The following is a 23579-nucleotide window of genomic DNA, read 5'->3' as shown; positions in this document are numbered from 1 at the left end:
GACGCCCCCGCCCCGACCGGGCGGGGGCGTCCGCGCGTCCCGGGGACCCCGTTCCCTCCGATGGATGTCGTGGGTAGGCTGCACATCCATGCCAGCCCCGGCCACCTCTGACGCCCGGCGTCAACCACCACTGCTGACCATGCTCTTCTGGGCGGGCGTCGCCCTGGCGCCGGTGGCGGCGCTGATCCTGCTGGTGGCCGACGGCAACGGCCCGCTGCGTTTCGCCGCGGTGCTCGCCATTCTCGCGGTCGTGCTGATCGGTCTCTCCATCGCGCTGCGGCCCGAGAGCGAAGGCGACTCGGCGCGGACCGACGAGTTGCTGGACGAGATCGAGGAGCTGCGTCGAGAGCTGCGCAGCGAGATCGTGGCCGCCGCCCAGCGCGGCAACCAGGCGCTTGACCAGGCGCAGCGGGCCCAGGAAGGGGTCGCCGCGGTGCGCCGCCGCCTCGACGCCAGCGGTGCCGCCCTCGCCGGTGCCGCCCCCGCTGTCGAGCCGGCGGGCCCCGGGCGGGCGCGGGTGGCCGCCGTCGAGCCGCCGGCGGACGTCGCGCCGGTGGCCCGCAGCCGGGTCCCGGGTGACGCGTCGGCCGGCCGCGCTCGGGTGTCCGGGCCCGATGACGCGCCCCGACGGGGGCGCCCCGAGCACGACGCGCCCCAGTGGGGGCGCCCCGAGCACGACGCGCCCCAGTGGGGGCGCTCCGAGCACACGGACGACGACGAGCCGGCGTACGCACGGGAGGCCCCCGAGCCACCGGCCGCCGCCGGGGTGTACGGCGGGGAACGGCCGGCCGCCACCGCGTACGGCTCAGCCCGCCCCGAACCGGCGCATCGGCCGGGTGGCGTGGTCCGACACACCGAGACCGTGCACGTCACCACCCGGCACACGGTGGTGGACGGCGGGGCGGCCGAGCCGGCTGGGCGCTACGGCGGCGGGTACGCCGGTCAGTGGACCCCGCCCGCGCAGGAGTGGAGCCGGGGCGGTGACGCGGATGAGCGCCCCCGTCCGGCCGGCCGAGCGAGGAGCGAGCCGGAGGAGCGTCCCAGAGCCGGGTACGGCGACGAGCCGGGCTGGGCGGGCCGCCGCGACGAACCGGAGTGGACCGATCGGCGTGACGCGTACGGCCAGCCCGACGAGCCCGCGCCGGCGGCCCGGTCGCACCGCACACCGGAGAGGCCGGCGGTGAACTCCTGGGACAGCCCGGACGATCGGGGCTGGTCGGAGCAGCGCGACCGGACGGACGCCGCCGCGGCGCCGCAGCCCGGGCCGCCTCTGCGGGCCGACGACACCGGCGAGTACTGGTCGCAGTTGCGGGCCGGTGACCGGTGGGCCGCCGTCCGCGACGACGAGAACGGCCGCGAGTTGCGGGTCGGCGAACGCCGGGCCGAGGTGCACGCCGACGCCAGCGGCACCGAGTACCGGGTGGCCGACCGCTGGGCCGCCGTCCGCCACGAGGAGCCGCGCCGTCACGACGACGCCGGCCGCTACGAGGAGCCGCGCCGTCACGAGGAGCCGCGCCGTCACGAGGACGCCGGCCGCTACGAGGAGCCGCGCCGTCACGACGACGCCGGCCGGCGGGCCGAGCCGGGAAGGCCGGCGCTGCCGGTGGGTGGTGTGCCGGTGCCGGACGAGTGGCGCCCACCGCGCCAACGCGGCCACCAGGCGGAACCCGAGCCGGAGCGGACCGGCCGGCGGCGGGTCGACGAGCGCTACGGCTACCCGCCCCAGGACGACGTACCGCGTGCCGGCGGGGCGCCACCCAGCGACCGCTGGCGGTGACCGGTCAGGCGACTCGTGTCACTTGTCGATGTCGCCGACCACGAAGAACATCGAGCCGAGGATCGCGATCAGATCCGGGACCAGGCAGCCGGGGAGCAGGGTGGCCAACGCCTGCACGTTCGCGTACGAGGCGGTGCGCAACTTCAACCGCCACGGCGTCTTCTCACCCCGGGACACCAGGTAGTAGCCGTTGATGCCGAGCGGGTTCTCCGTCCAGGCGTACGTGTGCCCCTCCGGCGCCTTGAGCACCTTCGGTAGCCGGGTGTTGATCGGCCCGGTCAGCTGGTCCACCCGGTCGAGGCACTGCTCGGCAAGGTCCAGCGACGCGTACACCTGGTCGAGCAGCACCTCGAAACGGGCGTGGCAGTCCCCGGCGGTCTTGGTGACCACCGGCACGTCCAGCTCGTCGTACGCCAGGTAGGGGTCGTCGCGCCGCAGGTCCAGGTCGAGCCCGGAGGCGCGGGCCACCGGCCCGGACGCGCCGAACGCGGCGGCGTCCGCGGCGGACAACACGCCCACGCCGACGGTACGGGCCAGGAAGATCTCGTTACGCCGGATCAGGTGGTCCAGGTCGGGCAGCCGGCGGCGCACCTCACCGATGGCCGCGCGGGCCCGCCCGGTCCACCCGTACGGCACCTCCTCCTTGAGGCCACCCACCCGGTTGAACATGTAGTGGATCCGGCCGCCGGAGACCTCCTCCATCACCGCCTGGATGGTTTCCCGTTCCCGGAACGCGTAGAAGATCGGTGTGATCGCCCCGATCTCCAACGGGTACGAGCCGAGGAACATCAGGTGGTTGAGCACCCGGTTCAGCTCCGCGAGGGCCATCCGCAGCCAGGTGGCCCGCTCCGGCACCTCCATGCCCATCAGGCGTTCCACAGCGAGCACCACACCCAGCTCGTTGGAGAACGCCGAGAGCCAGTCGTGCCGGTTGGCCAGCACGATGATCTGCCGGTAGTCACGCACCTCGAAGAGCTTCTCCGCGCCCCGGTGCATGTAACCGACGATCGGTTCGCAGGCGACCACCCGCTCGCCGTCGAGTACCAGCTTCAACCGCAGCACACCATGCGTGGAGGGGTGCTGCGGGCCGATGTTCAGCACCATGTCGGTGCCGAGTTGCTGATCACCGGTGCCGGCGATCAGCCCGGCCCCGGTGCCGACGGTCAGTTCACGGAGGTCCCCGGCGTCGGTGGTCATGCCCGTCATCGTGCCACGGCCGGCCCGAGCGGGATGCCGACCGGCTGGCGCAACCACAGGTGCCCGCCGAGCCCGGCCCTGTCGGTCAGCTCGGCCACCGCCGACGCGGCGGCCAGCGCCCGCACGTAGCCGACCGGGTCGGTGCCGGCCAGGCTGAGCGGCGGTCGCCCGCCGTCGGCCCCGAGCGCCCGCAGCGCCTCCCGCTGAAGGACGAGGGAGTACGCACACCGGGCGACCGCCGCGCCAGCGGAGGCGACCGAGTCCATGGCCACGTGCGCGGTCACATCACTCGACCCGTCGGGCACCGGAGGCACCTGCCGCCCGCCCCGATACCCGGTCAACGTCCCGTCGACAGGTCGTGCGTCCCTCAGGTGCCCGTAGTCGACTGCCACCGCCAGCCCTCGGCTGATCTTTGCTACTGCGTTGGCCCAGGCTTCGTCCCGCGGTCTGCCGATCTCTGCGCGGTGGTCGCTGTGGGGGGTTTCGGGGCAGCCCGGCCGGCTCCGGGCGGTCAGGCTTGATCCCTGCGCCGGCCGGGCTGCCCCGAAACCCGACTCGCTCTCGGTTGTCGCGTCGGACCAGGTCGCCCCAGGGTTCGGGTCACCGTCCGTACTGGGCCGGTTCGCGGGGCTCGGCCACCAGTTCGTCAGCCAATCAAGATCGGCGGAGCTGACCGGCTCACCGACTGATTCGGCACCGGTGTCGGGGTCGACCAGCAGGTATCGCCAGCTCTCTTCGGTGTGTACTGCCACGTCCAGTGGGACGTTGTCCAGCCACTCGGTGGCGATCAGCAGTCCGGTGACCCCGGTGGGGATCTCGGCTGTCCAGTTGATCTCTTCGGGCAGGTTCTCGGGGCGGTGGGCGTACTCGACTGCTGTGAAGCGGATTCGATCCGCAAGCGACGGGCGGGCGGCGACCAACGACGGCTCGTGGGGCGACCGACGGGCGGCGGCCGTGGAAACCCCCACCGCGCCCCCGACGGCGGGTACGGAAGCGACGAGCCCCAGCAGAGTGTGCAGGAGTTCCCCACGGCCAGCGCCCACGTCGACAACATCGAGTCGGTCAGGGTGGCCGAGGGCCGTGTCCACCTCCGAGATCAGGCGCAGCAGGGCGGTGGCGAAGGCCGGGGACGCGTGCACGCTGGTGCGGAAGTGGTCGGCCGGCCCGGTGCTGGCGACGAAGAAGCCGCCCGGCCCGTAGAGCGCCCGACTCATCGCGTCTCGCCACAGGATCGACATCAGTCCACTCCGAGTTGAGCGTGGGTCACCGTGCCGACCCTACGGTCAGGGCCGTCGTTCGTGGTTCATGCCCGGAAGTAGTGCCCTTCGTCCAGGTCGGCGATCAGGCCGGGGTGGGCAGGGGCCCAACCCAGCAGTTCACGCGTGATCGCGGACGACGTCGGATTGTCCATCTGCGCGAACGATCCGAGGAAGCCGAAGTAGTTGTCTGCGTCGTCGGGGCCGATGCTTCGGGCCGGGATGTCGAGGTTGCGACCGATGGCAGCGGCGATTTGTTGAAAGGGGACTCCTTCGTCGGCGGCTGCGTGGAGACGCGCACCGGCCGGGGCCTTTTCGAGGGCCAGCCGGTAGAGCGCGGCCGCGTCGAGCGTGTGCACGGCCGGCCACCGGTTGGCGCCCTCGCCGACGTACGCGGCGTACCCGCTCCGCCGGGCGGCGGCGATGATGACGGTGATGAAGCCGTAGTGGTCGAGCGAGCTGTGCACGGTGGGCGCGAGCCGAATGGTCGAGGAGCGCACACCGCGGGAGGCAAGGTCGACTACGAAATTCTCCGCGTCGATCCGGTAGCCGCTCGGGAAGGCGTCGCGTTCGGTGCCGGGGCGGCCGACGATGCCGCCCATCGCGAGCATGGCCGTCCCGCTCGTGCCGACCAGGGGTTTGCCGGAGCCGTCCACGCCGTCGGCGAGTGCCCTGAGTGCGCGCAGGTCGGCCTCGGCTGCGCCGGCCATGTCGCCGCCGAGCATGAGGTCGTGGCGGAACGCCAGGTGGATGACCCCGTCGGACGCGGCTGCTTCCGCAGAGAGCGTGTCGAGGTCCGACAGATCGCCGCGGCGTGCCTCAGCGCCGAGCTTCTCGATCGCGGCGGCTGACGTGTCGGAGCGGGCCAGGCCGACGACCTCGTGTCCGGCGGAGAGCAGTGCCGGCACGACTGCGGAGCCGAGATGGCCGGAGGCACCTGTGATGAATACGCGCATGGCAGTCCTTCGTGGGTAGGTCATGTCACCTTGCGACATGACCGTACCTCGTGATGTCGCCATGTGACATGGCTCAGGGAAAATAATGTCGCAGAGTGACATCGGGTACCATCGCGGCATGGCTCGCTGGCAACCAGACGCGCGCGGCCGCTTGGAGGCGGCCGCTTTCGAGTTGTTCCGTGAGCGCGGCTTCGAGCAGACCACTGTCGCCGACATCGCCGCCCGTGCCGGCCTCGACAAACGCACCTTCTACCGGCTCTTCGGGGATAAGCGCGAGGCTCTCTTCAGCGGCAGCGAGCGCGTGGAGGAGGCCCTGGTCAAGGTGGTGGCCGAAACGGACGCCGCCCCGTTCGAGGCGGTCATCGCGGCCTTCCGTCAGATGGCTGTGGAAATCTTCGCCGACCGCCGCGAGCAGGTCCGGATGCGCCAGTCGATCATTGAGAGCAGCCCGGAGCTGCAGGAGCGTGAGCTGCGCAAATCGGGCGCACTGTTGGCCGCCGTCACCGCCGCACTCCGTGCCAAGGGCCTCGACGAGACCACGGCCACGCTGGCCACCGAGTCGGGTGGCACGGTCTTCCGCGTGGCGTACGCCCGCTGGGTCGCGCTCGACAGCGACGCCTCGCTCGCCGACCTGATCGCCGAGGTGGCCACCGAGCTGAGCGCCATCACGTCGTCCTCAGGAAGGCATTCACGAGGTCCCCTCCTTCGGTGGTGAAGGTTTTCACACATGCTTGTCCGGGTTCGGTGGGCCGGGCGCATACTTGCGATCGACCGGTACCCCTTCTCGAGGACTGGATCGTCGTCATGAGCGCACCGTTGCGCCCGCGTCCGGCCGCCCCACGCGGGCCTGCCGCATCGTGGGAGAGCGCCGTTCCCGGCGCCCGCGCCACCTCCCGTCTGCTCACCGTCGGTGTCGTTGGCGCCGGTCGGGTCGGCGCCGTGCTGGGTGCCGCGCTTGCCGCCGCCGGGCACCCTGTGGTTGCCGTCTCCGGCAGTTCCGGAGCCAGCCGCGCCCGCCTCGCCCTGTTGTTGCCCGAGGTTCCCCGCCGTCCGGTCGCCGCCGTGGCCCACGCCGCCGGCGACCTGTTGCTGATCGCGGTACCGGACGACAGGCTGGCCGGTGTGGTGGCCGACCTCGCGGAGCGGGGCGCGTTGCACCCGGGTCAGATCGTCGCGCACACCTCGGGAGCGCACGGCCTGGCCGTGCTGGGGCCGGCCGTCGCGGCCGGTGCCCGGCCGCTCGCCCTGCACCCGGCGATGACCTTCACCGGTACGCCTGACGACCTGGCCCGGCTGGACGGCATCTCGTACGGGGTGACCGCCCCGGCGGAGCTGCGCCCGCTGGCTGCCCGACTGGTCGCCGACCTTGGTGGCGTGCCCGAGTGGGTGGCCGAGTCGGATCGCCCGCTCTACCATGCCGCGCTGGCCCACGGCGCGAACCACCTGGTGACCCTGGTCAACGAGGCGACCGACCGGTTGCGTGACGCCGGGGTGTCCCGACCGGAGAAGGTGCTCGCCCCGCTGCTGCGCGCCGCCCTGGAGAACGCGCTGCGGCTCGGCGACGACGCGTTGACCGGCCCGGTCTCCCGCGGCGACGCGGGCACCGTGCAGCGGCACCTGGCTCGGTTGGCGGCCACCGCACCGGAGTCCGTCCCCGCGTACCTGGCGCTGGCCCGTCGCACCGCCGACCGGGCGATCGCCGCCGGCCGGCTGCGACCGGTGGACGCACAGTCGCTGCTCGGCGTGTTGGCCGACAGCAGTCGGGAGGTGGCTGCGTGAGCGTGAGGAGTGAGCCGATCTTGCGAGCCCCGCAGTCGCGAACCGAGGTATCGCTGTGAGCGTGAGGAGTGAGCCGATCTTGCGAGCCCCGCAGTCGCGAACCGAGGTGTCGCTGTGACCCAGGTGGTGCACACGCGGGCCGAGTTGGCCGAGGCTCGGGCCGGGCTGAAGGGCACGGTCGGGGTGGTGATGACCATGGGTGCGCTGCACTCCGGGCACGAGACGTTGCTGCGCGCGGCCCGGGAACAGGCCGACCACGTGCTGGTTACGGTCTTCGTGAACCCGTTGCAGTTCGGGCCGAACGAGGACTTCGACCGCTACCCGCGCACCCTCGACACCGACCTGGAGGTGTGCCGGCGGGCGGGCGCCGATCTGGTCTTCGCCCCGTCGGTGGCGGACATGTACCCGGACGGGCAGCCCCGCGTACGCCTGGACCCGGGGCCGCTCGGCGCCGAGTTGGAGGGGGCGAGCCGGCCCGGCTTCTTCCACGGCGTGCTCACCGTGGTGCTGAAGCTGCTCCAGCTCACCCAGCCGGACCTGGCGTTCTTCGGCGAGAAGGACTACCAGCAGCTCACCCTGGTCCGGCGGATGGCCCGCGACCTGGACGTGCCGGTCGAGGTGGTCGGCGTGCCGACCGTCCGGGAGTCGGACGGGCTGGCGCTGTCCAGCCGCAACCGTTACCTGAGCGAGCCGGAGCGGGCCGCCGCGCTGAGTCTGTCCGCCGCGTTGCGGGCCGGCGCGCGGGCCGCCGACGACGGTCTGGACGCGGGGGCGGTGCTGACCGCCGCGCACGCCGCGTTCGGCGCCGGTACGCCCGGTGCCCGTCTCGACTACCTGGTGCTCACCGATCCCGAGTTGGAACCGGGGCCGGTGTCCGGGCCGGCCCGGCTGGTGATCGCCGCCTGGGTGGGCGCCACCCGGTTGATCGACAACTCGGCGATCCACCTCGCCCCGCGCCCCTGACCCGGCCGCACCACCCTCCACCAATCCCGTGAAAGGCCACAGCGATGTTGCGGACCATGCTCAAGTCGAAGATCCACCGCGCCACGGTGACCCAGGCCGACCTGCACTACGTCGGTTCGGTGACTGTGGACGAGGACCTGCTCGACGCCGCCGACCTGCTCCCCGGCGAGCAGGTGGCGATCGTGGACATCACAAACGGCGCCCGGCTGGAGACGTACGTGATCCCGGGTGTGCGGGGCAGCGGCGTGATCGGCATCAACGGCGCCGCCGCGCACCTGGTGCACCCCGGTGACCTGGTCATCCTGATCTCGTACGGCCAGATGGACGACGCCGAGGCCCGGTCCTACCGGCCACGGGTCGTGCACGTCGACGCCGACAACCGGGTGATCGAGTTGGGTGCCGACCCGGCTGTGGCGGCGCCCGGTACGGCCGGGAACCCGGTGCCCAGTCCGTTGGCCGTGTCCGGAGTCTGATCCCGCGTACCGCGATTCCGGTCTGTCACCAGAAGGTCATTTCCGGTTACCCTGAGCGCGCTGGCGGAAGCTGGCCGGTGGCTGGGGGAGGCCGCTATGCGCAGTGCGATGACGACGCTGTTCGCCGCTGTGGCCACGGCGGTGCTGCTGGTGGGCTGCGCCGGGTCCGGCGGTCTGGACGGTGATCTGACCGACGACTGGGCGGCGTTGCCGGCACCGTCGGCGTTCACTCCGGCCGCCGGCGTGTGTCACGCCGCCGATTTCACCGATCTGGTCAGCCTGGCCAGCTATGAGCCGGTGGACTGCGCCGGCCCGCACCGACTGGAGACCGTGCATGTGGGGGCGTTCCCGGTCGAGCGGACGACCGCTCCGGTGGGTGGTTCGGCGGAGCTGCGGGGCGCGTTCGCCGAGTGCGACACCCGGGCGGCCGGCTACGTGGGTGACGACTGGCGGTCCGGCCGGCTGCGGCTGTCGGTGGCGATGCCCAACGGGCCGGGCTGGGCGGCGGGTTCCCGGTGGTTCCGCTGCGACCTCACCGAGCTGACCACTGTCGAGGCGGCGGCCACAGTGGTGGTCCGTTCGGGCAGTCTGCGGGACGCGTTGAAGGGGCCAACCGGGCTGCGCCTCGGTTGCCAGCAGACCCGCGGGGGCGCCGGCCGGGGTGTGCAGACGCTGATCCCGGTGGAGTGCGGCAAACAGCACGACGCCGAGTTCGTCGGGGTGTGGCGCGCACCGGACGTGGCGTACCCGACCCGGGACGCCGACTGGGTGCCGCTCTACAACGGTTGTCGCAGCGTCCTGGCCCGGTACGCGGGCGTACCTGACGACGCCAAGCTGCGCTTCCGCAGCGGCGTGGTGGTCCGACCGCCGGGGGCGGGGCGCTGGAAGGTCGGTGATCGGGGCGTCCGCTGCTATCTGTGGCTCAGCGAGCGCACGGTGACCGCCTCGCTGAAGGGCGCGGGCACGGCTGGTCTACCGGTCCGGACGAAGTGACCACGGCCGGACGGTTCGCCGTGGGCGGCGTGTGCCGGACGGGGTCGCCCAAAACACTCGTCCCGCCCCCGCCGCCCCGGGCGAGGATGGTTCGGGTTGACTGGGGGGATGGACCTCCCGACCGTCGACCTGCCTGCCCTGCCCGCGCTGCTGGCCGCGCCCGCGCCCGGCTGGGTGGAGACCACCGACGTGATCGTCGTGGGTTCCGGCGTGGCCGGGTTGACCGCGGCGCTGCACCTGCGTGAGGCGGGTCTGCACGTCACGGTGGTTACCAAGGTCAACATCGACGACGGCTCGACCCGGTGGGCGCAGGGCGGCATCGCCGCCGTGCTCGACCCGGCGGACACCCCGGCGGCGCATGCCCGGGACACCGAGGTCGCCGGGGTCGGGCTGTGCGACCCGGCGGCGGTCCGGGTGCTGGTCGAGGAGGGCCCGACCCGGCTCCGCGAGCTGATCCGGATCGGCGCCGAGTTCGATCGCCACCTGGACGGCTCGCTGATGCTGACCCGCGAGGGCGGGCACCGGGCGGACCGGATCGTGCACGCCGGCGGGGACGCCACCGGCGCGGAGGTGCAGCGGGCCCTGCACGCCGCGGTGCAGCGCGACCCGTGGATCCGGCTGGTCGAGCACGCCCTCGTACTGGACCTGCTGCGCGCGCCCGGCGACGGCCCGGACGGGCTCGGCCCGGCCTGCGGGATCACCCTGCACGTGTTGGGTGAGGGCAGCGAGGACGGCGTCGGCGCGCTGCTGGCCCGTGCCGTGGTGCTCGCCACCGGCGGCATGGGGCAGATCTTCTCGGCCACCACCAACCCGGCGGTCTCCACCGGCGACGGGGTGGCGCTGGCGCTGCGGGCGGGCGCGGCGGTGACCGACGTGGAGTTCGTCCAGTTCCACCCGACCGCCCTGCTCACCCCGCCCGGCGCGGGAGTGCCCGGGGCGGGGCACGCGCAGCAGCCGTTGGTCTCGGAGGCTCTGCGCGGCGAGGGCGCGTACCTGGTGGACGCGGACGGCAAGAGGTTCATGGTGGGCCAGCACGAGTTGGCCGAGCTGGCACCCCGGGACGTGGTGGCCAAGGGCATCCACCGGGTGCTGCTGGCCACCGGGGCGGACCACGTCTTCCTCGACGCACGGCACCTGGGCGGCGACTTCCTGGCCGGTCGGTTCCCCACCATCGTGGCGTCCTGCCTGGCGATCGGCGTGGACCCGGCGACCGATCTGATTCCGGTGGCGCCGGCGGCCCACTACGCCTCCGGCGGGGTTCGGACCGATCTGCGCGGCCGCACCTCCATCCCCGGCCTGTACGCCTGCGGCGAGGTGGCCTGCACGGGCGTGCACGGCGCGAACCGGCTGGCCAGCAACTCGCTGCTGGAGGGTCTGGTCTTCTCCCGGCGGATCGCCGAGGACATCGCTGCCGGCCTGCCCGAGCAGGCCCAGCCGGCGGACACCGGCGCCTGGCGTGGCGGTACGGGTTGGGTGCTGCCCGCGGAGGTGACGCCGCCCCTGCAACGGGCGATGACCCGGGGGGCCGGGGTGCTCCGATCCGCGACGACCCTGGCCGAGACGGCCCTGACGTTGACCGAGCTGGGCGTTGCCCGGGGCCGGCCGCGGACCGCCGACTGGGAGGCGACCAACCTGCTCACCGTGGCGTCGACGCTTGTCGCCGCCGCGTACGCCCGTGGTGAGACCCGGGGCTGCCACTGGCGGGAGGACTTCCCGACGGCCGACGAACGGTGGCTGGGCCATCTGGTCGGGGCGGTAGGGGCGCAGGGCCGGGTGACGCAACAGTGGGAGGAGACGGCCCAGTGAGCGCGAGGAGTGAGCCGGTGTTGCGAGCCCCGCAGTCGGGAACGAAGGAGGCGACGATGATCGAGTCGACGGAGACGGCGTTGCGGGCGGCCGGGTTGGATCCGGCGTCCGTGCGGCAGGTCATCGAGGGCGCGCTCGTCGAGGATCTGGGTCCGGATTTCCTGGACGTCACAAGCGTCGCCACCATCCCGGCGGAGCAGACCGACACCGCCGACCTGGTGGCCCGCGCGGACGGGGTGTTGGCCGGGATGGTGGTGGCCGCCGCCGTGTTCGAGCTGGTGGGCGAGGTGACGGGCTTCGGTCGTACCGTCGAGGTGTCGGTGTTGGCCCGCGACGGCGAGCGGGTGGCCCGCGGCGACGTGCTGGCGACGGTGACCGGCCCGACCCGGCTGCTGCTGACGGCCGAGCGGACGGCGCTCAACCTGCTCTGCCGGATGTCCGGGGTGGCCACCCACACCCGCGCCTGGGCGGACGCGCTGGCCGGCACGAAGGCGATGGTGCTGGACACCCGCAAGACGACGCCGGGCCTGCGGGCGCTGGAGAAGTACGCGGTGCGGGCCGGCGGGGGCACCAACAAGCGGATGGGCCTCTACGACGTGGCCATGATCAAGGACAACCACAAGTTGGCGGCCGGGGGGATCACGGCGGCCTACCGGCGGGTCCGGGAGGCGTTCCCGGAGGTTCCGGTGCAGGTCGAGGTAACCACTGTCGACGAGGCGGTGGAGGCGGTGGAGGCCGGGGCGGACTTCCTGCTCTGCGACAACATGACGCCGGAGGTGCTGGCCGAGGCTGTCGCCGCGGTGGGTGACCGGGCGGAGCTGGAGGCGACCGGCGGGCTGACCCTGGAGGTCGCCGGCCGGTACGCGGCCACCGGCGTGGACTTCCTCTCGGTGGGCGCGTTGACGCACTCGTCGCCGATCCTGGACATCGCGCTGGACCTGCGCACGGAGTAGTTGTCTAGGCTGCGTGCGTGCTGCTCTGCATCGACATCGGAAACACCAACACCGTGCTGGCGACCTTCGACGGCGACAAGCTGGTGCACTCCTGGCGGATCAAGACCGATGCCCGCTCGACGGCGGACGAGCTGGGCCTGATGTTCCGGGGCCTGCTCGCCGGGGACAACGTCGAGATCACCGGTGTGGCCGCCTGCTCCACGGTGCCGGCCGCGCTGCGGTCGCTGCGCACCATGCTGAGCCGTTACTACGCCGACCTGCCGAGCGTGGTGGTCGAGCCGGGCGTGCGGACCGGGGTGCAGCTGGCGATCGACAACCCGAAGGAGGTCGGCGCGGACCGGGTGGTCAACACCCTGGCCGCGTACACCCTCTACGGCGGCCCGTCGATCGTTGTGGACTTCGGCACCACCACCAACTTCGACGTGATCAGCGAGCGCGGTGAGTTCCTCGGCGGCGCGTTCGCCCCGGGCATCGAGATCTCCTTCGACGCGCTGGCCGCCCGGGCCGCGCAGCTGCGCAAGGTCGAGGCCACCAAGCCCCGCTCGGTGATCGGCAAGAACACCGTGGAGTGCCTCCAGGCCGGCCTGTACTTCGGCTTCGCCGGCCAGGTGGACCGGATCGTCGAGCGGATGACCGAGGAGCTGGGCGAGGTGCGGGCGGTGATCGCCACCGGCGGCCTCGCCTCGCTGGTGATCAACGAGTGTCGCAGCATCACCCACCACGAGCCGATGATCACGCTGATCGGCCTGCGGATGGTCTACGAACGCAACCTGTGACTTCGGCCGCCGTCTGGGCGACCTCCGTCCGGGCCTCAGCGCCGCCGGGCGCGCAGCACCAGCGTCCGGTACGGCAGCTCGATGGTGTCCCGGCCAACCAGGGCGGGGTGAATGTTCAGGAGGTCGGTCAGCTCCCGCTCGACCCGCCGCTGATCCGCGGTGGAGGCGGTGAGCCAGTACGAGCGGGTGCGGACCATCCCGAGCAGCTCATCCGGCGTGAGCGTGGTGCGGTGCCTGAACTCGCGCTGCTCGATGGCGTCGAAGTCGGGGCCGAAGTCGGGGTACTCGCCGACGACCAGGCTGCTCGACTTGTCCCCGAGGTGAGCGATACGGCTCAGTTCGGCCACCCAGTCGACGCTGTCGTCCCGGATGTTCCAGATGGGGGCGAAGGTGCCACCGGGGCGGAGTACCCGGGCGATCTCGGCGTGCGCGGGCTCCCGGTCGAACCAGTGGTACGCCGTCCCCGCCAGCACCGCGTCCGCCGTCGAGTCGGGCAGGGGCACGGCCTCGGCGCTGCCCGCCAGCGCCGTCGTGTCCGGGGTGCTGTGGGCGAGCTGCGCCCGCATCCCCGGATCGGGCTCCACCGGTACGACCTCGTGGCCCAGGGCAAGCGCGGCGCGGGTCAGGATGCCGGTGCCCGCCGCGAGATCGACCACCCGGGCCTCGATCAGCCCGTCGAGTGCCCAACGGACTGCGGCCTCGGGATAACGTGGTCGAAACCGGTCGGAATCACTCGCAGCGGCACCGAACGACAGGGCGTGAGTGTGATCGACCATGACGGGCAGGTTATCCCGTAACGGCTTCCGGACCGCTTGAGTACGCTCGGGCCTGACCCCCTGTATCTCCGTGACGAGGAAGCGTGCCGTGAGCGAGCAGAACCCCGTGCCAGTGGACCCCGCCGACGACCTTCCCGAGCAGATGAAGGTCCGCCGGGAGAAGCGGGACCGGATGCTCGCCGAGGGCGTCGAGCCCTACCCGGTCAGCTTCCCCCGCACCGCCACCCTGGCGCAGGTCCGGGCGGGCTACGCCGACCTGCCGACCGACACCGCGACCGGCGACCAGGTAGCGGTCACCGGCCGGGTGATCTTCGTACGAAACACGGGCAAGCTCTGCTTCGCGACCCTGCGGGACGGCGACGGCACCGAGTTGCAGGCGATGCTCTCCCTGGACCGGGTCGGGCCGGAGCGGCTGGAGGCGTGGAAGCGCCTCGTCGACCTCGGCGACCACGTCGGCGTCACCGGCGAGGTGATCACCAGCCGTCGGGGTGAGTTGTCGGTGTTGGCCCAGCAGTGGGAGATGACCGCCAAGGCGCTGCGACCGTTGCCGGTGGCCCACAAGCCCCTCTCCGAGGAGGCGCGCGTCCGGCAGCGTTACGTCGACCTGATTGTGCGGCCGCAGGCACGGGAGATGGTGCGTACCCGGGCCGCCGCGGTACGCAGTCTGCGCGATTCACTGCACGGGCAGGGCTTCATTGAGGTGGAAACGCCGATGTTGCAACTGCTGCACGGTGGCGCGGCGGCCCGACCGTTCGTGACCCACAGCAATGCGTTGAACACCGATCTGTATCTGCGAATCGCTCCGGAACTGTTTCTCAAGCGCGCTGTGGTCGGCGGCGTCGACAGCGTCTTCGAGATCAACCGCAACTTCCGTAATGAGGGTGTCGACTCTTCGCACTCGCCGGAGTTCGCGATGCTGGAGACGTACCAGGCGTACGGCGACTACGACACGATCGGCGAGCTGACCCGTAATCTCGTGCAACAGGCGGCGATCGCGGTCAGCGGTTCGACGGTGGTGACCCACGCCGACGGACGGGAGTTCGACCTGGGTGGCGAGTGGCGGTCCGTGACGTTGTTCGGCGTGCTTTCCGAAGCGCTCGGCGAGGAGGTCACGGTCCGCACCGAACGCTCCCGTCTGGTGGAGTACGCGGACAAGGTGGGATTGGCCGTGGACCCGAAGTGGGGTCCCGGCAAGCTGGCCGAGGAGTTGTTCGAGGAACTGGTCGTTCCCGGTCTGCAGGCGCCCACCTTCGTACGGGACTACCCGGAGGAGACGAGCCCGCTCACCCGGGGCCACCGCACCGAGCCGGGGCTGGCCGAGAAGTGGGACCTCTACGTGCTCGGTTTCGAGCTGGGCACCGGGTACTCCGAGCTGGTCGACCCGGTCGTGCAGCGGGAACGGCTGGTTGCACAGGCGCAGTTGGCCGCCCGTGGCGACGACGAGGCGATGCGTCTCGACGAGGACTTCCTACGGGCGATGGAGTATGGAATGCCGCCGGCCGGCGGTATGGGAATGGGAATCGACCGGCTGTTGATGGCCCTGACCGGGCTCGGAATTCGGGAAACGATCCTCTTCCCGTTGGTCCGCCCGGAGTAGTCCCGCCCCGGTGTGCGCCGAGCCGTAACCGGGTCCTATTGACGCGACGAGCGGCGCGCGGGTTATTGTGCTCTTGTTAGCAGGGGCACCCTGCTCGAAAGGAATGTGGGACGTGGCCAAGCAGATCATTCACAAGCTGGTCGATGACCTGGACGGCGGGGACGCGGACGAGACCGTCAAGTTCGCCCTCGACGGCGTTCAGTACGAGATCGACCTCTCGAGCGCCAACGCCGCGAAATTGCGCGATGCATTTGCCTCGTACGTGGGTGCCGGCACCAAGGTCGGCCGGGGCGGCGTCGTGATCGGTGGGCGGGCTGCCCGCGGTCGGGGTGGCGCGACCGCCGATCGGGAACAGAACAAGGCGATCCGGGAGTGGGCCAAGAAGGCCGGCAAGGACATCTCGGACCGGGGTCGTATCCCCCAGGAGATCGTGGACGAGTTCCACGCGAAGCGCTGATCCGTCAGCAGTTTGGTGGCTAGCCGCCACCGCAGGCGACACCGACGCCGGGCCGGAGGACTTTCTCCGGGCCGGCGTCGCCCGTTCCGGGCCGGGAAGCATTCCGGGCCGACCGACGTTGTCCACAACCAGTGGAACAGCTATCCACAGCCTGTGGACAACCTCCCCCAGGGCCGCGCGGAGCGCTCGTCGCGACCGCCGGTTCGGCCTCCCGGGGCCTCCCGGAGCGCTTCCGGACCCCGGATCGGGCTTCCGTCGAGCCAGTCGGATTTCGCTCTGCGCGTAGCGACAGGGCTACCGGAACACCTCCTGAGCGCGGACGGTTGTTCAAAACGACGTGCAACCGACCCAGAGCAGAGACACACGACCTCAGCTGAGTCGGTCAGCGACGATAGAGTAAGGAGGCACGGACGCCCGTCCTGGACGTCCGCGCACCGGCCCCGCCAAGATCTTGACCATCAAGGCGCACGGCACGTGAGGAGCACGAGGGCATGTTCGAGCGGTTCACCGACCGAGCGCGACGGGTTGTCGTCCTGGCCCAAGAAGAGGCCCGGATGCTCAACCACAACTACATCGGTACGGAACACATCCTGCTGGGCCTGATCCACGAAGGTGAAGGCGTCGCGGCAAAGGCCCTGGAGAGCCTCGGCATCTCCCTGGAGGGCGTCCGCCAGCAGGTCGAGGAGATCATCGGCCAGGGTCAGCAGGCGCCGAGCGGGCACATCCCGTTCACGCCGCGGGCCAAGAAGGTGCTGGAGCTGTCGCTGCGCGAGGCGCTGCAGCTCGGCCACAACTACATCGGCACGGAGCACATCCTGCTCGGGCTGATCCGTGAGGGCGAGGGCGTTGCCGCCCAGGTGCTGGTCAAGCTCGGCGCCGACCTCAACCGGGTCCGCCAGCAGGTGATCCAGCTGCTCTCCGGCTACCAGGGCAAGGAGCCCGCTGCGGCGGGTGCCGCGCCGGGTGAGGCCGCGCCGTCGACCAGCCTGGTGCTGGACCAGTTCGGCCGCAACCTGACTCAGGCCGCCCGCGAGGGCAAGCTCGACCCGGTCATCGGGCGCGAGAAGGAAATCGAGCGGGTCATGCAGGTGCTCTCCCGCCGTACCAAGAACAACCCGGTCCTGATCGGTGAGCCCGGCGTCGGCAAGACCGCCGTGGTGGAGGGCCTGTCCCAGAAGATCATCAAGGGCGAGGTGCCCGAGACCCTCAAGGACAAGCAGCTCTACACGCTCGACCTGGGCGCGCTCGTCGCCGGTTCCCGCTACCGCGGTGACTTCGAGGAGCGCCTCAAGAAGGTGCTCAAGGAGATCCGCACCCGCGGCGACATCATCCTGTTCATCGACGAGATCCACACCCTGGTGGGTGCGGGTGCCGCCGAGGGCGCGATCGACGCCGCGAGCATCCTCAAGCCGATGCTGGCCCGTGGTGAGCTGCAGACCATCGGTGCCACCACCCTTGATGAATACCGCAAGCACCTGGAGAAGGACGCCGCTCTCGAGCGCCGCTTCCAGCCGATCCAGGTGGGTGAGCCGTCGCTGGCCCACACCATCGAGATCCTCAAGGGCCTGCGCGACCGCTACGAGGCTCACCACCGCGTCTCGATCACGGACGCAGCCCTGGTGGCTGCCGCAACTCTGGCCGACAGATACATCTCCGACCGCTTCCTCCCGGACAAGGCGATCGACCTGATCGACGAGGCCGGTGCCCGGATGCGGATCCGTCGGATGACCGCGCCGCCAGACCTGCGTGACTTCGACGAGCGCATCGCCCAGGTGCGTCGCGACAAGGAGTCCGCGATCGACGCTCAGGACTTCGAGCGCGCCGCCCAGCTGCGCGACAAGGAGAAGCAGCTCCTCGGCCAGAAGGCTCAGCGGGAGAAGGAGTGGAAGGCCGGTGACCTGGACGTCGTCAGCGAGGTTGACGACGAGCAGATCGCCGAGGTGCTCGGCAACTGGACCGGCATCCCGGTCTACAAGCTGACCGAGGAGGAGACCTCGCGCCTGCTGCGCATGGAGGACGAGCTGCACAAGCGCGTCATCGGCCAGGAGGACGCGGTCAAGGCGGTCTCGAAGGCGATCCGGCGTACCCGGGCCGGCCTGAAGGACCCGAAGCGCCCGTCGGGCTCGTTCATCTTCGCCGGCCCGTCCGGTGTGGGTAAGACCGAGCTGTCCAAGGCGCTCGCCGAGTTCCTCTTCGGCAGCGAGGACTCCCTCATCCAGCTGGACATGTCCGAGTTCCACGACCGTTACACGGTCTCCCGGCTCGTGGGTGCCCCTCCCGGCTATGTCGGCTACGACGAGGGCGGGCAGCTGACCGAGAAGGTGCGGCGTCGGCCGTTCTCGGTGGTCCTCTTCGACGAGATCGAGAAGGCCCACCCGGACGTGTTCAACACGCTCCTGCAGATCCTCGAAGACGGTCGGCTCACCGACGGTCAGGGTCGCATCGTGGACTTCAAGAACACGGTCATCATCCTGACCACCAACCTGGGCACCCGAGACGTCGCCAAGGCGGTGTCGCTGGGCTTCCAGCAGTCGGAGGACTCCGAGTCCAACTACGACCGGATGAAGCAGAAGGTCAACGACGAGCTCAAGCAGCACTTCCGGCCTGAGTTCCTCAACCGGATCGACGACACCATCGTCTTCCACCAGCTGCGTCAGACCGAGATCCTCTCGATCGTGGACATCATGATCCAGCGGATCGAGGGCCAGCTGCGGAACAAGGACATGGGTCTGGAGCTGACCGACAACGCCAAGAAGTACCTGGCCGCGAAGGGCTTCGACCCGGTGCTCGGTGCCCGTCCGCTTCGTCGCACGATCCAGCGCGACATCGAGGACAACCTCTCCGAGCGGATCCTGTTCAACGAGCTGACCCCGGGTCAGATCGTCGTGGTCGACTGCGAGGGCGACCCGGACGACATCGACAAGTCCAAGCTCGTCTTCCGGGGCTCGGACAAGCCGGTCGAAGTTCCGGACGCCGTCCCGGCCGATCTCGGTGGCACCGCCGCTGGCACCGCCGCCGCAGGCGTGGACGAGTAACACAACAAGCAAGGGGCGGGGCCCCGGTGGCGCAAGCCACCGGGGCCCCGCCTTGTTGCGCCCCCACAGGTCTCGCCGCCGTCCCACACCCACCCTGGCCGCAACCCTTCGGGTCCTCGGGGAGCGTCGCTCCCGGTCGCCGCGCCCGCCGGATACGGGCGCCTTGCCCGCCGGGCCGCGCTCGTCGTACAGCGCCTGCCCCACCTGGCCCCTGCCCGGTGCGCCCTGCCGGGCCCGCGCGGCGCCTCGCGCAATCCCGACGAACCCGTCACCTGCGCCGCGACGCACGCGCTGCCACGCCCCGCAAGATCCGCGCAACATCGGGGAAAGTGCTGCCTCGCGGCGTCCCGAAGCAGCACTTTCCCCGATGTTGTCTGGCGTAGTGGCGAGCTCGGCCCTGGCCTCGCTCCCGGCGGGACCTCCGTCGGCAAGATCGCGCAACATCCTGGGTGTAGTGGCATCCGGCGCGCCCGACACCACTACATCCAGGATCGAGCACGATCTTGGGGTGACATGCGCACGGGCGCACGGGCGTGCGGGGTGTGCGGGCGTGCGGGCGGGTCAGGTGGTGAGGTCGGCGGTGGGGAGGGACGGGCCGTCACCGACCAGGCGGAAGGAGTCGACGCCGGCGGGTTCGACCAGCCCGTCCTGCACGAGGCCGGCGAGGGCGCGGGCGCGTTGCACGTCGTCGGTCCAGACCTGGTCCAGTCGCTGGTGCGGGACCGGCCCGGTGCTGTCCCGGAGCACTCCGAGCAGCAGGCCGCGTACCTGTCGGTCGGTGCCCGCGTACCGCTGGGGTCGGCGGGTGGGCCCGGCGGGTGCCTCCTGGCCGGAGGCCCGCCAGGCGCAGACCGACTCGACGGGGCAGGCGGTGCAGCGCGGTGACCGGGCTGTGCAGATCACCGCGCCCAGTTCCATGAACGCGGCACTGGCCAGCGCCGCCGAGGCCGGTTCCGTCGGGAGCAACTCTTCGGTGGCGACCAGGTCGGCTGGTCGGGTGACGGGCCCGGCGTCCGGTTCGCCGGCCACCGCCCGGGACACGACCCGGCGTACGTTGGTGTCGACCACCGGGTGCCGCTGCCCGTACGCGAAGGCGGCCACCGCCCGCGCCGTGTAGGTGCCGACGCCGGGCAGTGCCAGCAGTTGCTCCAGCCGGTCCGGCACCTGGCCGCCGTGTCGGTCGACGATCGCGACCGCGCATTCGCGTAGCCGGACCGCCCGACGGGGGTAGCCGAGGCGTCCCCACATCCGGATCGCCTCGGCGGGGGTGTCCGCCGCCAGTGCGGCAGGCTCCGGCCAGCGGGCCAGCCATGCCTGCCAGGCCGGCACCACCCGGACCACGGGTGTCTGCTGGAGCATGACCTCGCTGACCAGGATGGCCCACGGGGTGACCCCGGGCTCGCGCCACGGCAGGTCACGGGCGTGCTGTTGGAACCACTGGCTGACCACTGTGGCGAAGTCGGGTTGAGTCATGGCGTCGTCGATGATGTCACGCCGGGCGTTCCCGTTGGGTGGGCGGCTCGGGCGGGGTGCTGCGTCGTCGTTCGGCGGACGGGGGAGAATGCGCGGATGAACGAGCTCGCGATCACCGTCATCGGTCGGGACCGGCCGGGCATCGTGGCCGACGTCGCGGAGGTGCTGGCCCGACTTGGCGCGAACCTCACCGACAGCACGATGACGCGGCTGCGGGGGCATTTCGCGATGACCCTCATCTGCACCGGTCCGGCCGCCGCCGAGGTCGAGGCCGCACTGGCGCCGCTGGCCGCCGAGGGTCAGCTGCTGGCGACGGTACGCGCGGTCACCCCGGACGGCGATGTGCCTCCGGTGGGTGAGCCGTACGTGATGGCGGTGCACGGTTCGGACCGGATGGGGATCGTCGCGGCGATGACGCGGGTGCTGGTGGACGCCGGGGGGAACGTCACCGACCTGAGTACCCGGTTGACCGGTGCGCTCTACGTGGTCCTGGCGGAGGTCGAGTTGCCGGCCGGGGTGGCGGACACTCTGGTCGACCGGCTGCACCGGACGGCTGCCGAGCTGGGCGTGGAGGTCACGCTCCGGCCGGCGGACCCGGATCTGTTGTGACCGGCGAGGAGCGCGGCCCGGACGTCGGTCTGGGGGACTGGACACCGGAGTCGCTGGACGTGCCGGGCGAGGTGCGGGTGGTGGTGTCCGCCCCGAACCCGGTGTTGAGTCAGGCGGCTGACGAGGTCGATCCCACGGCGAAGGAGACGGTCCAGCTCGCGGCCGACCTGATAGCCACGATGAGGGTCTCGCCGGGCTGTGTCGGGCTGGCCGCGCCGCAGGTCGGGGCGGGCGCTCGGGTCTTCGCCGTTGATGTGACCGGGCATCCGAAGGCGGTGACTGTGCACGGCACCTTCGTGCTGTGCAACGCGCGGGTGGTCGAGGCGACGCGGTGGAAGCCGGGCCGGGAGGGCTGCATGTCGGTGCCGGACCTGACCGGGGACGTGAAGCGGGCCAGCCGGCTGGTGGTGGAGGGTGAGCTGCCAGGCAGTGGCGCGCCGGTCCGGCTGGTGACCGACGGCTTCGAGGCTCGGGCGTTGCAGCACGAGATCGACCACTGTGCGGGGCTACTCTTCCTGGACCGGGTGGCCGGTGCGCACGCGGTCTACCAGCGCAAGGTCTACCTGTGATCGGCTGCTCGGCCGGTGTGTCGTCCGTCCTCAGTGGAGGGTGTGGCGAGCGCCCCGAAGTGGCTCCGGCGCGTCGCGCCGCACTGCCCGGTACGGCGCGGCTACGGTGGAGGGCATCATGCGTCTGACGGTCGGCCCCCTGCCACCCGCCGTGTACTGGCGGCGTCGCGTCGTCGTACTCGGAGCGGGGTTTCTGTTCCTGATTGTCCTCCTCTACTCCTGCACCGGTTCGGATCGTTCCGGTGGTCAGGAGCCGAAGGCGGGGAGTTCTCCGTCGACGACGTCTTCCGGGACGTCCGGTCCCGTCGGGCCGGTGTTGACACCGCAGACCGGGGCTCCGTCGGCGTCCGCTGATGCGGGTGCGACGACCCCGAGCCCGGCGATCACCAGCAACACACCGCCGCTGGGTGCGGCGGCCGGTTCGGAGGACGACGGCACCTGCACCAACGAGGAGATCAGCGTGGTCTCGTCGGCGACTCCGACCTCGGTGCAGCGAGGCACGGTGGCCCAGCTGCAACTGAAGATCAAGAACACGTCGGATCGGACGTGCAGCCGCAACGTCGGCGCCGATCTTCAGGAGATCTTCATCAAGGCCGGTGCCGAGAAGGTCTGGTCGTCGGACACCTGCGGCAAGGTCACGGGCTCGGACGTGCAGACCTTCACGCCGAACTTCGAGCGTTCCTACGAGGTGCCGTGGAACGGGCGCGACACCAGCCGCTGCGACGGCGCGTTGGCCGGCGGGCCGTTCCCGCCGGTCGGGTCGTACCAGGTGTTCGCTCGGGTCGGCACGAAGCTCAGCGACCCGGTGAAGCTGACCGTCACCGGCTGAGCCCGGTCAGACGTAGCGTTCCAGGATGGATGCCTCGGCGAGCCGGGACAGCCCCTCGCGAACGCCGCGGGCACGGGCGTCACCGACCCCTTCGACGGCCTGCAGGTCCTCCACCGTCGCGCCGAGCAGACGCTGGAGGCTGCCGAAGTGCAGCACCAGGCGGTCGACCACCGCCACCGGTAGCCGGGGCACCTTGGCCAGCAGTCGGAAGCCGCGCGGACTGACCGCGGCGTCCAAGGCGTCGGACGCGGCCGGGTAGCCGATCGCCTTGGCCACCGACACCAGGTCGATCAGCTCGGTGGCACCGAGCAGGTCCAGCTCGACGAGAGCCTCGTCGAGGGTGCGCGACTTGCGGCCGACGGGGAGGTAGTCCCGGATGACCAGGGTCCGGTCGGCGTCCACGCCGGCCATCAGCTCGTCGAGTTGCAGGGCGAGTAGGCGGCCGTCGGTGCCCAGCTCCACCACGTAACCGGCGATCTCGTCGGCGATGCGGCGAACCATCTCCAGTCGCTGCACCACGGCCACCGCGTCCCGCACGGTGACCAGATCCTCGATCTCCAGGGCGGAGAGCGTGCCGGAGACCTCGTCGAGCCGGAGCTTGTAGCGCTCCAGGGTGGCGAGCGCCTGGTTGGCGCGGGAGAGGATAGCCGCCGAGTCGTCGAGCACGTGCCGTTGGCCGTTGACGTAGAGGCTGATGATCCGCATGGACTGGCTGACCGAAATGACCGGATAGCCGGTCTGGCGGGCCACCCGCTCGGCGGTGCGGTGCCGGGTGCCGGACTCCTCGGTCGGGATGGACGGGTCGGGCATCAGGTGCACGGCCGCCCGGACGATCCTGGTGCCGTCGCTGGAGAGCACCACAGCGCCGTCCATCTTGCACAGCTCACGCACCCGGGTCGCGGAGAACTCCACGTCCAACGGGAAGCCGCCGGTGCACAGGCCCTCGACCACCTTGTCGTAGCCGAGCACGATGAGCGCACCCGTGCGACCCCGCAGAATGCGCTCCAGACCGTCGCGCAAGGCGGTGCCCGGGGCCATCAGGGCGAGATTCGCCCGCAGCGGATCTCCGGCACTCCCGGCGGCTCCCGCAGTCACGCTCACGCTGATCGGGCGGGCGGGCGAGCCCACGGCGCCGGTGCGGGCCTGGGGCGGCGCGCCGGCTGGCTTGGTGGTATCGCGGTCGATCGGCACGGGCACAGTCTACGGACTGCCGTGCGGTGGGTGCTGTCGTGGTTACTGTGATGTGTCACGATGCCGCCCTCTTCCCCGTTTCCCGCTTGCGACGCGCTGTCCGGTTTCGCCGCC

At 71.3% G+C, this 23579-nt stretch carries 21 protein-coding genes; 15 read left to right on the top strand and 6 right to left on the bottom strand.

The features are described from left to right. Positions 1 to 88: 88 nt before the first annotated feature. Positions 89 to 1777, top strand: coding sequence for a hypothetical protein (locus tag KBX71_RS10420; protein WP_210817746.1), 1689 nt, complete (start codon positions 89 to 91; stop codon positions 1775 to 1777). 18 nt (positions 1778 to 1795) lie between these two features. Here the strand turns inward: KBX71_RS10420 and KBX71_RS10415 are convergent, their stop codons facing one another. From KBX71_RS10415 to KBX71_RS10405, 3 genes are all read right to left on the bottom strand, one after another. Further along, positions 1796 to 2983, bottom strand: coding sequence for an NADH-quinone oxidoreductase subunit D (locus tag KBX71_RS10415; RefSeq protein ID WP_181518448.1), 1188 nt, complete (start codon positions 2981 to 2983; stop codon positions 1796 to 1798). Beyond that, positions 2980 to 4212 (bottom strand): SAM-dependent methyltransferase, encoded by a 1233-nt coding sequence (locus tag KBX71_RS10410; RefSeq protein ID WP_210817745.1) that lies wholly within the window; start codon positions 4210 to 4212, stop codon positions 2980 to 2982. The genes KBX71_RS10415 and KBX71_RS10410 overlap by 4 nt, the downstream gene beginning before the upstream one ends. Positions 4213 to 4277: 65 nt before the next feature. Then, complete coding sequence (locus KBX71_RS10405; protein WP_307847031.1) at positions 4278 to 5288, bottom strand: SDR family oxidoreductase; 1011 nt, start codon at positions 5286 to 5288, stop codon at positions 4278 to 4280. A gap of 16 nt (positions 5289 to 5304) precedes the next feature. On the opposite strand from KBX71_RS10405, the gene KBX71_RS10400 reads away from it, so the two are divergent. The 8 genes from KBX71_RS10400 to KBX71_RS10365 all read left to right on the top strand — a co-directional run bounded on the left by KBX71_RS10400 (position 5305) and on the right by KBX71_RS10365 (position 12929). Further along, the gene (locus KBX71_RS10400; RefSeq protein ID WP_210817744.1) at positions 5305 to 5901 is read left to right on the top strand and encodes a TetR family transcriptional regulator; all 597 of its coding nucleotides are present in this window, start codon (positions 5305 to 5307) and stop codon (positions 5899 to 5901) included. A gap of 89 nt (positions 5902 to 5990) precedes the next feature. After that, the gene (locus tag KBX71_RS10395) at positions 5991 to 6965 is read left to right on the top strand and encodes a Rossmann-like and DUF2520 domain-containing protein (protein ID WP_210817743.1); all 975 of its coding nucleotides are present in this window, start codon (positions 5991 to 5993) and stop codon (positions 6963 to 6965) included. Positions 6966 to 7079: 114 nt separating this feature from the next. Continuing rightward, positions 7080 to 7928 carry a pantoate--beta-alanine ligase gene (gene panC / locus KBX71_RS10390; protein ID WP_210817742.1) on the top strand — a complete coding sequence of 283 codons (849 nt, stop codon included), beginning with the start codon at positions 7080 to 7082 and terminating at the stop codon, positions 7926 to 7928. Positions 7929 to 7972: 44 nt separating this feature from the next. Further along, on the top strand, positions 7973 to 8401 hold the full coding sequence (gene panD / locus KBX71_RS10385) for an aspartate 1-decarboxylase (protein WP_210817741.1): 429 nt from the start codon (positions 7973 to 7975) through the stop codon (positions 8399 to 8401). Positions 8402 to 8497: 96 nt separating this feature from the next. Further along, positions 8498 to 9394: a septum formation family protein gene (locus tag KBX71_RS10380; RefSeq protein ID WP_210817740.1), complete on the top strand. Its 897-nt coding sequence runs from the start codon at positions 8498 to 8500 to the stop codon at positions 9392 to 9394. Positions 9395 to 9502: 108 nt separating this feature from the next. Continuing rightward, the gene (locus KBX71_RS10375; protein WP_210817739.1) at positions 9503 to 11200 is read left to right on the top strand and encodes an L-aspartate oxidase; all 1698 of its coding nucleotides are present in this window, start codon (positions 9503 to 9505) and stop codon (positions 11198 to 11200) included. Positions 11201 to 11256: 56 nt separating this feature from the next. Further along, positions 11257 to 12153: a carboxylating nicotinate-nucleotide diphosphorylase gene (gene nadC / locus KBX71_RS10370; protein WP_210817738.1), complete on the top strand. Its 897-nt coding sequence runs from the start codon at positions 11257 to 11259 to the stop codon at positions 12151 to 12153. A 17-nt stretch (positions 12154 to 12170) separates the two neighbouring features. Further along, the gene (locus KBX71_RS10365; RefSeq protein ID WP_030489971.1) at positions 12171 to 12929 is read left to right on the top strand and encodes a type III pantothenate kinase; all 759 of its coding nucleotides are present in this window, start codon (positions 12171 to 12173) and stop codon (positions 12927 to 12929) included. A gap of 35 nt (positions 12930 to 12964) precedes the next feature. Here KBX71_RS10365 and KBX71_RS10360 read toward each other — a convergent pair whose 3' ends face one another. After that, positions 12965 to 13705, bottom strand: coding sequence for a class I SAM-dependent methyltransferase (locus tag KBX71_RS10360; protein ID WP_210817737.1), 741 nt, complete (start codon positions 13703 to 13705; stop codon positions 12965 to 12967). An 88-nt stretch (positions 13706 to 13793) separates the two neighbouring features. Here KBX71_RS10360 and lysS point away from each other — a divergent pair, with 88 nt between their 5' ends. From lysS to KBX71_RS10345, 3 genes are all read left to right on the top strand, one after another. Then, complete coding sequence (gene lysS / locus KBX71_RS10355) at positions 13794 to 15302, top strand: lysine--tRNA ligase (RefSeq protein WP_210817736.1); 1509 nt, start codon at positions 13794 to 13796, stop codon at positions 15300 to 15302. A 112-nt stretch (positions 15303 to 15414) separates the two neighbouring features. Next, positions 15415 to 15759 (top strand): Lsr2 family protein, encoded by a 345-nt coding sequence (locus KBX71_RS10350; RefSeq protein WP_036392792.1) that lies wholly within the window; start codon positions 15415 to 15417, stop codon positions 15757 to 15759. A gap of 491 nt (positions 15760 to 16250) precedes the next feature. Continuing rightward, positions 16251 to 18794: an ATP-dependent Clp protease ATP-binding subunit gene (locus tag KBX71_RS10345; RefSeq protein WP_203125971.1), complete on the top strand. Its 2544-nt coding sequence runs from the start codon at positions 16251 to 16253 to the stop codon at positions 18792 to 18794. Positions 18795 to 19355: 561 nt separating this feature from the next. On the opposite strand, the gene KBX71_RS10340 is transcribed toward KBX71_RS10345, so the two are convergent. Beyond that, positions 19356 to 20267, bottom strand: a complete 912-nt coding sequence (locus tag KBX71_RS10340) for an A/G-specific adenine glycosylase (RefSeq protein ID WP_210817735.1) — start codon at positions 20265 to 20267, stop codon at positions 19356 to 19358. Positions 20268 to 20363: 96 nt separating this feature from the next. Between KBX71_RS10340 and KBX71_RS10335 the strand changes: the two genes are divergently transcribed. From KBX71_RS10335 to KBX71_RS10325, 3 genes are all read left to right on the top strand, one after another. Then, positions 20364 to 20876 (top strand): glycine cleavage system protein R, encoded by a 513-nt coding sequence (locus KBX71_RS10335; RefSeq protein ID WP_210817734.1) that lies wholly within the window; start codon positions 20364 to 20366, stop codon positions 20874 to 20876. Further along, positions 20873 to 21445 (top strand): peptide deformylase, encoded by a 573-nt coding sequence (locus KBX71_RS10330; protein ID WP_210817733.1) that lies wholly within the window; start codon positions 20873 to 20875, stop codon positions 21443 to 21445. Before KBX71_RS10335 ends, KBX71_RS10330 begins: the two co-directional genes overlap by 4 nt. 118 nt (positions 21446 to 21563) lie before the next feature. Continuing rightward, positions 21564 to 22274 (top strand): hypothetical protein, encoded by a 711-nt coding sequence (locus KBX71_RS10325; RefSeq protein ID WP_210817732.1) that lies wholly within the window; start codon positions 21564 to 21566, stop codon positions 22272 to 22274. A 6-nt stretch (positions 22275 to 22280) separates the two neighbouring features. On the opposite strand, the gene disA is transcribed toward KBX71_RS10325, so the two are convergent. Then, positions 22281 to 23465: a DNA integrity scanning diadenylate cyclase DisA gene (disA, locus tag KBX71_RS10320; protein WP_030327921.1), complete on the bottom strand. Its 1185-nt coding sequence runs from the start codon at positions 23463 to 23465 to the stop codon at positions 22281 to 22283. Between the last annotated feature and the right edge of the window lie 114 nt (positions 23466 to 23579).

Source organism: Micromonospora sp. D93 (assembly GCF_018070365.1).
GTDB lineage: Bacteria > Actinomycetota > Actinomycetes > Mycobacteriales > Micromonosporaceae > Micromonospora > Micromonospora ureilytica.
This window is presented reverse-complemented; position numbering and strand designations above follow the sequence as displayed.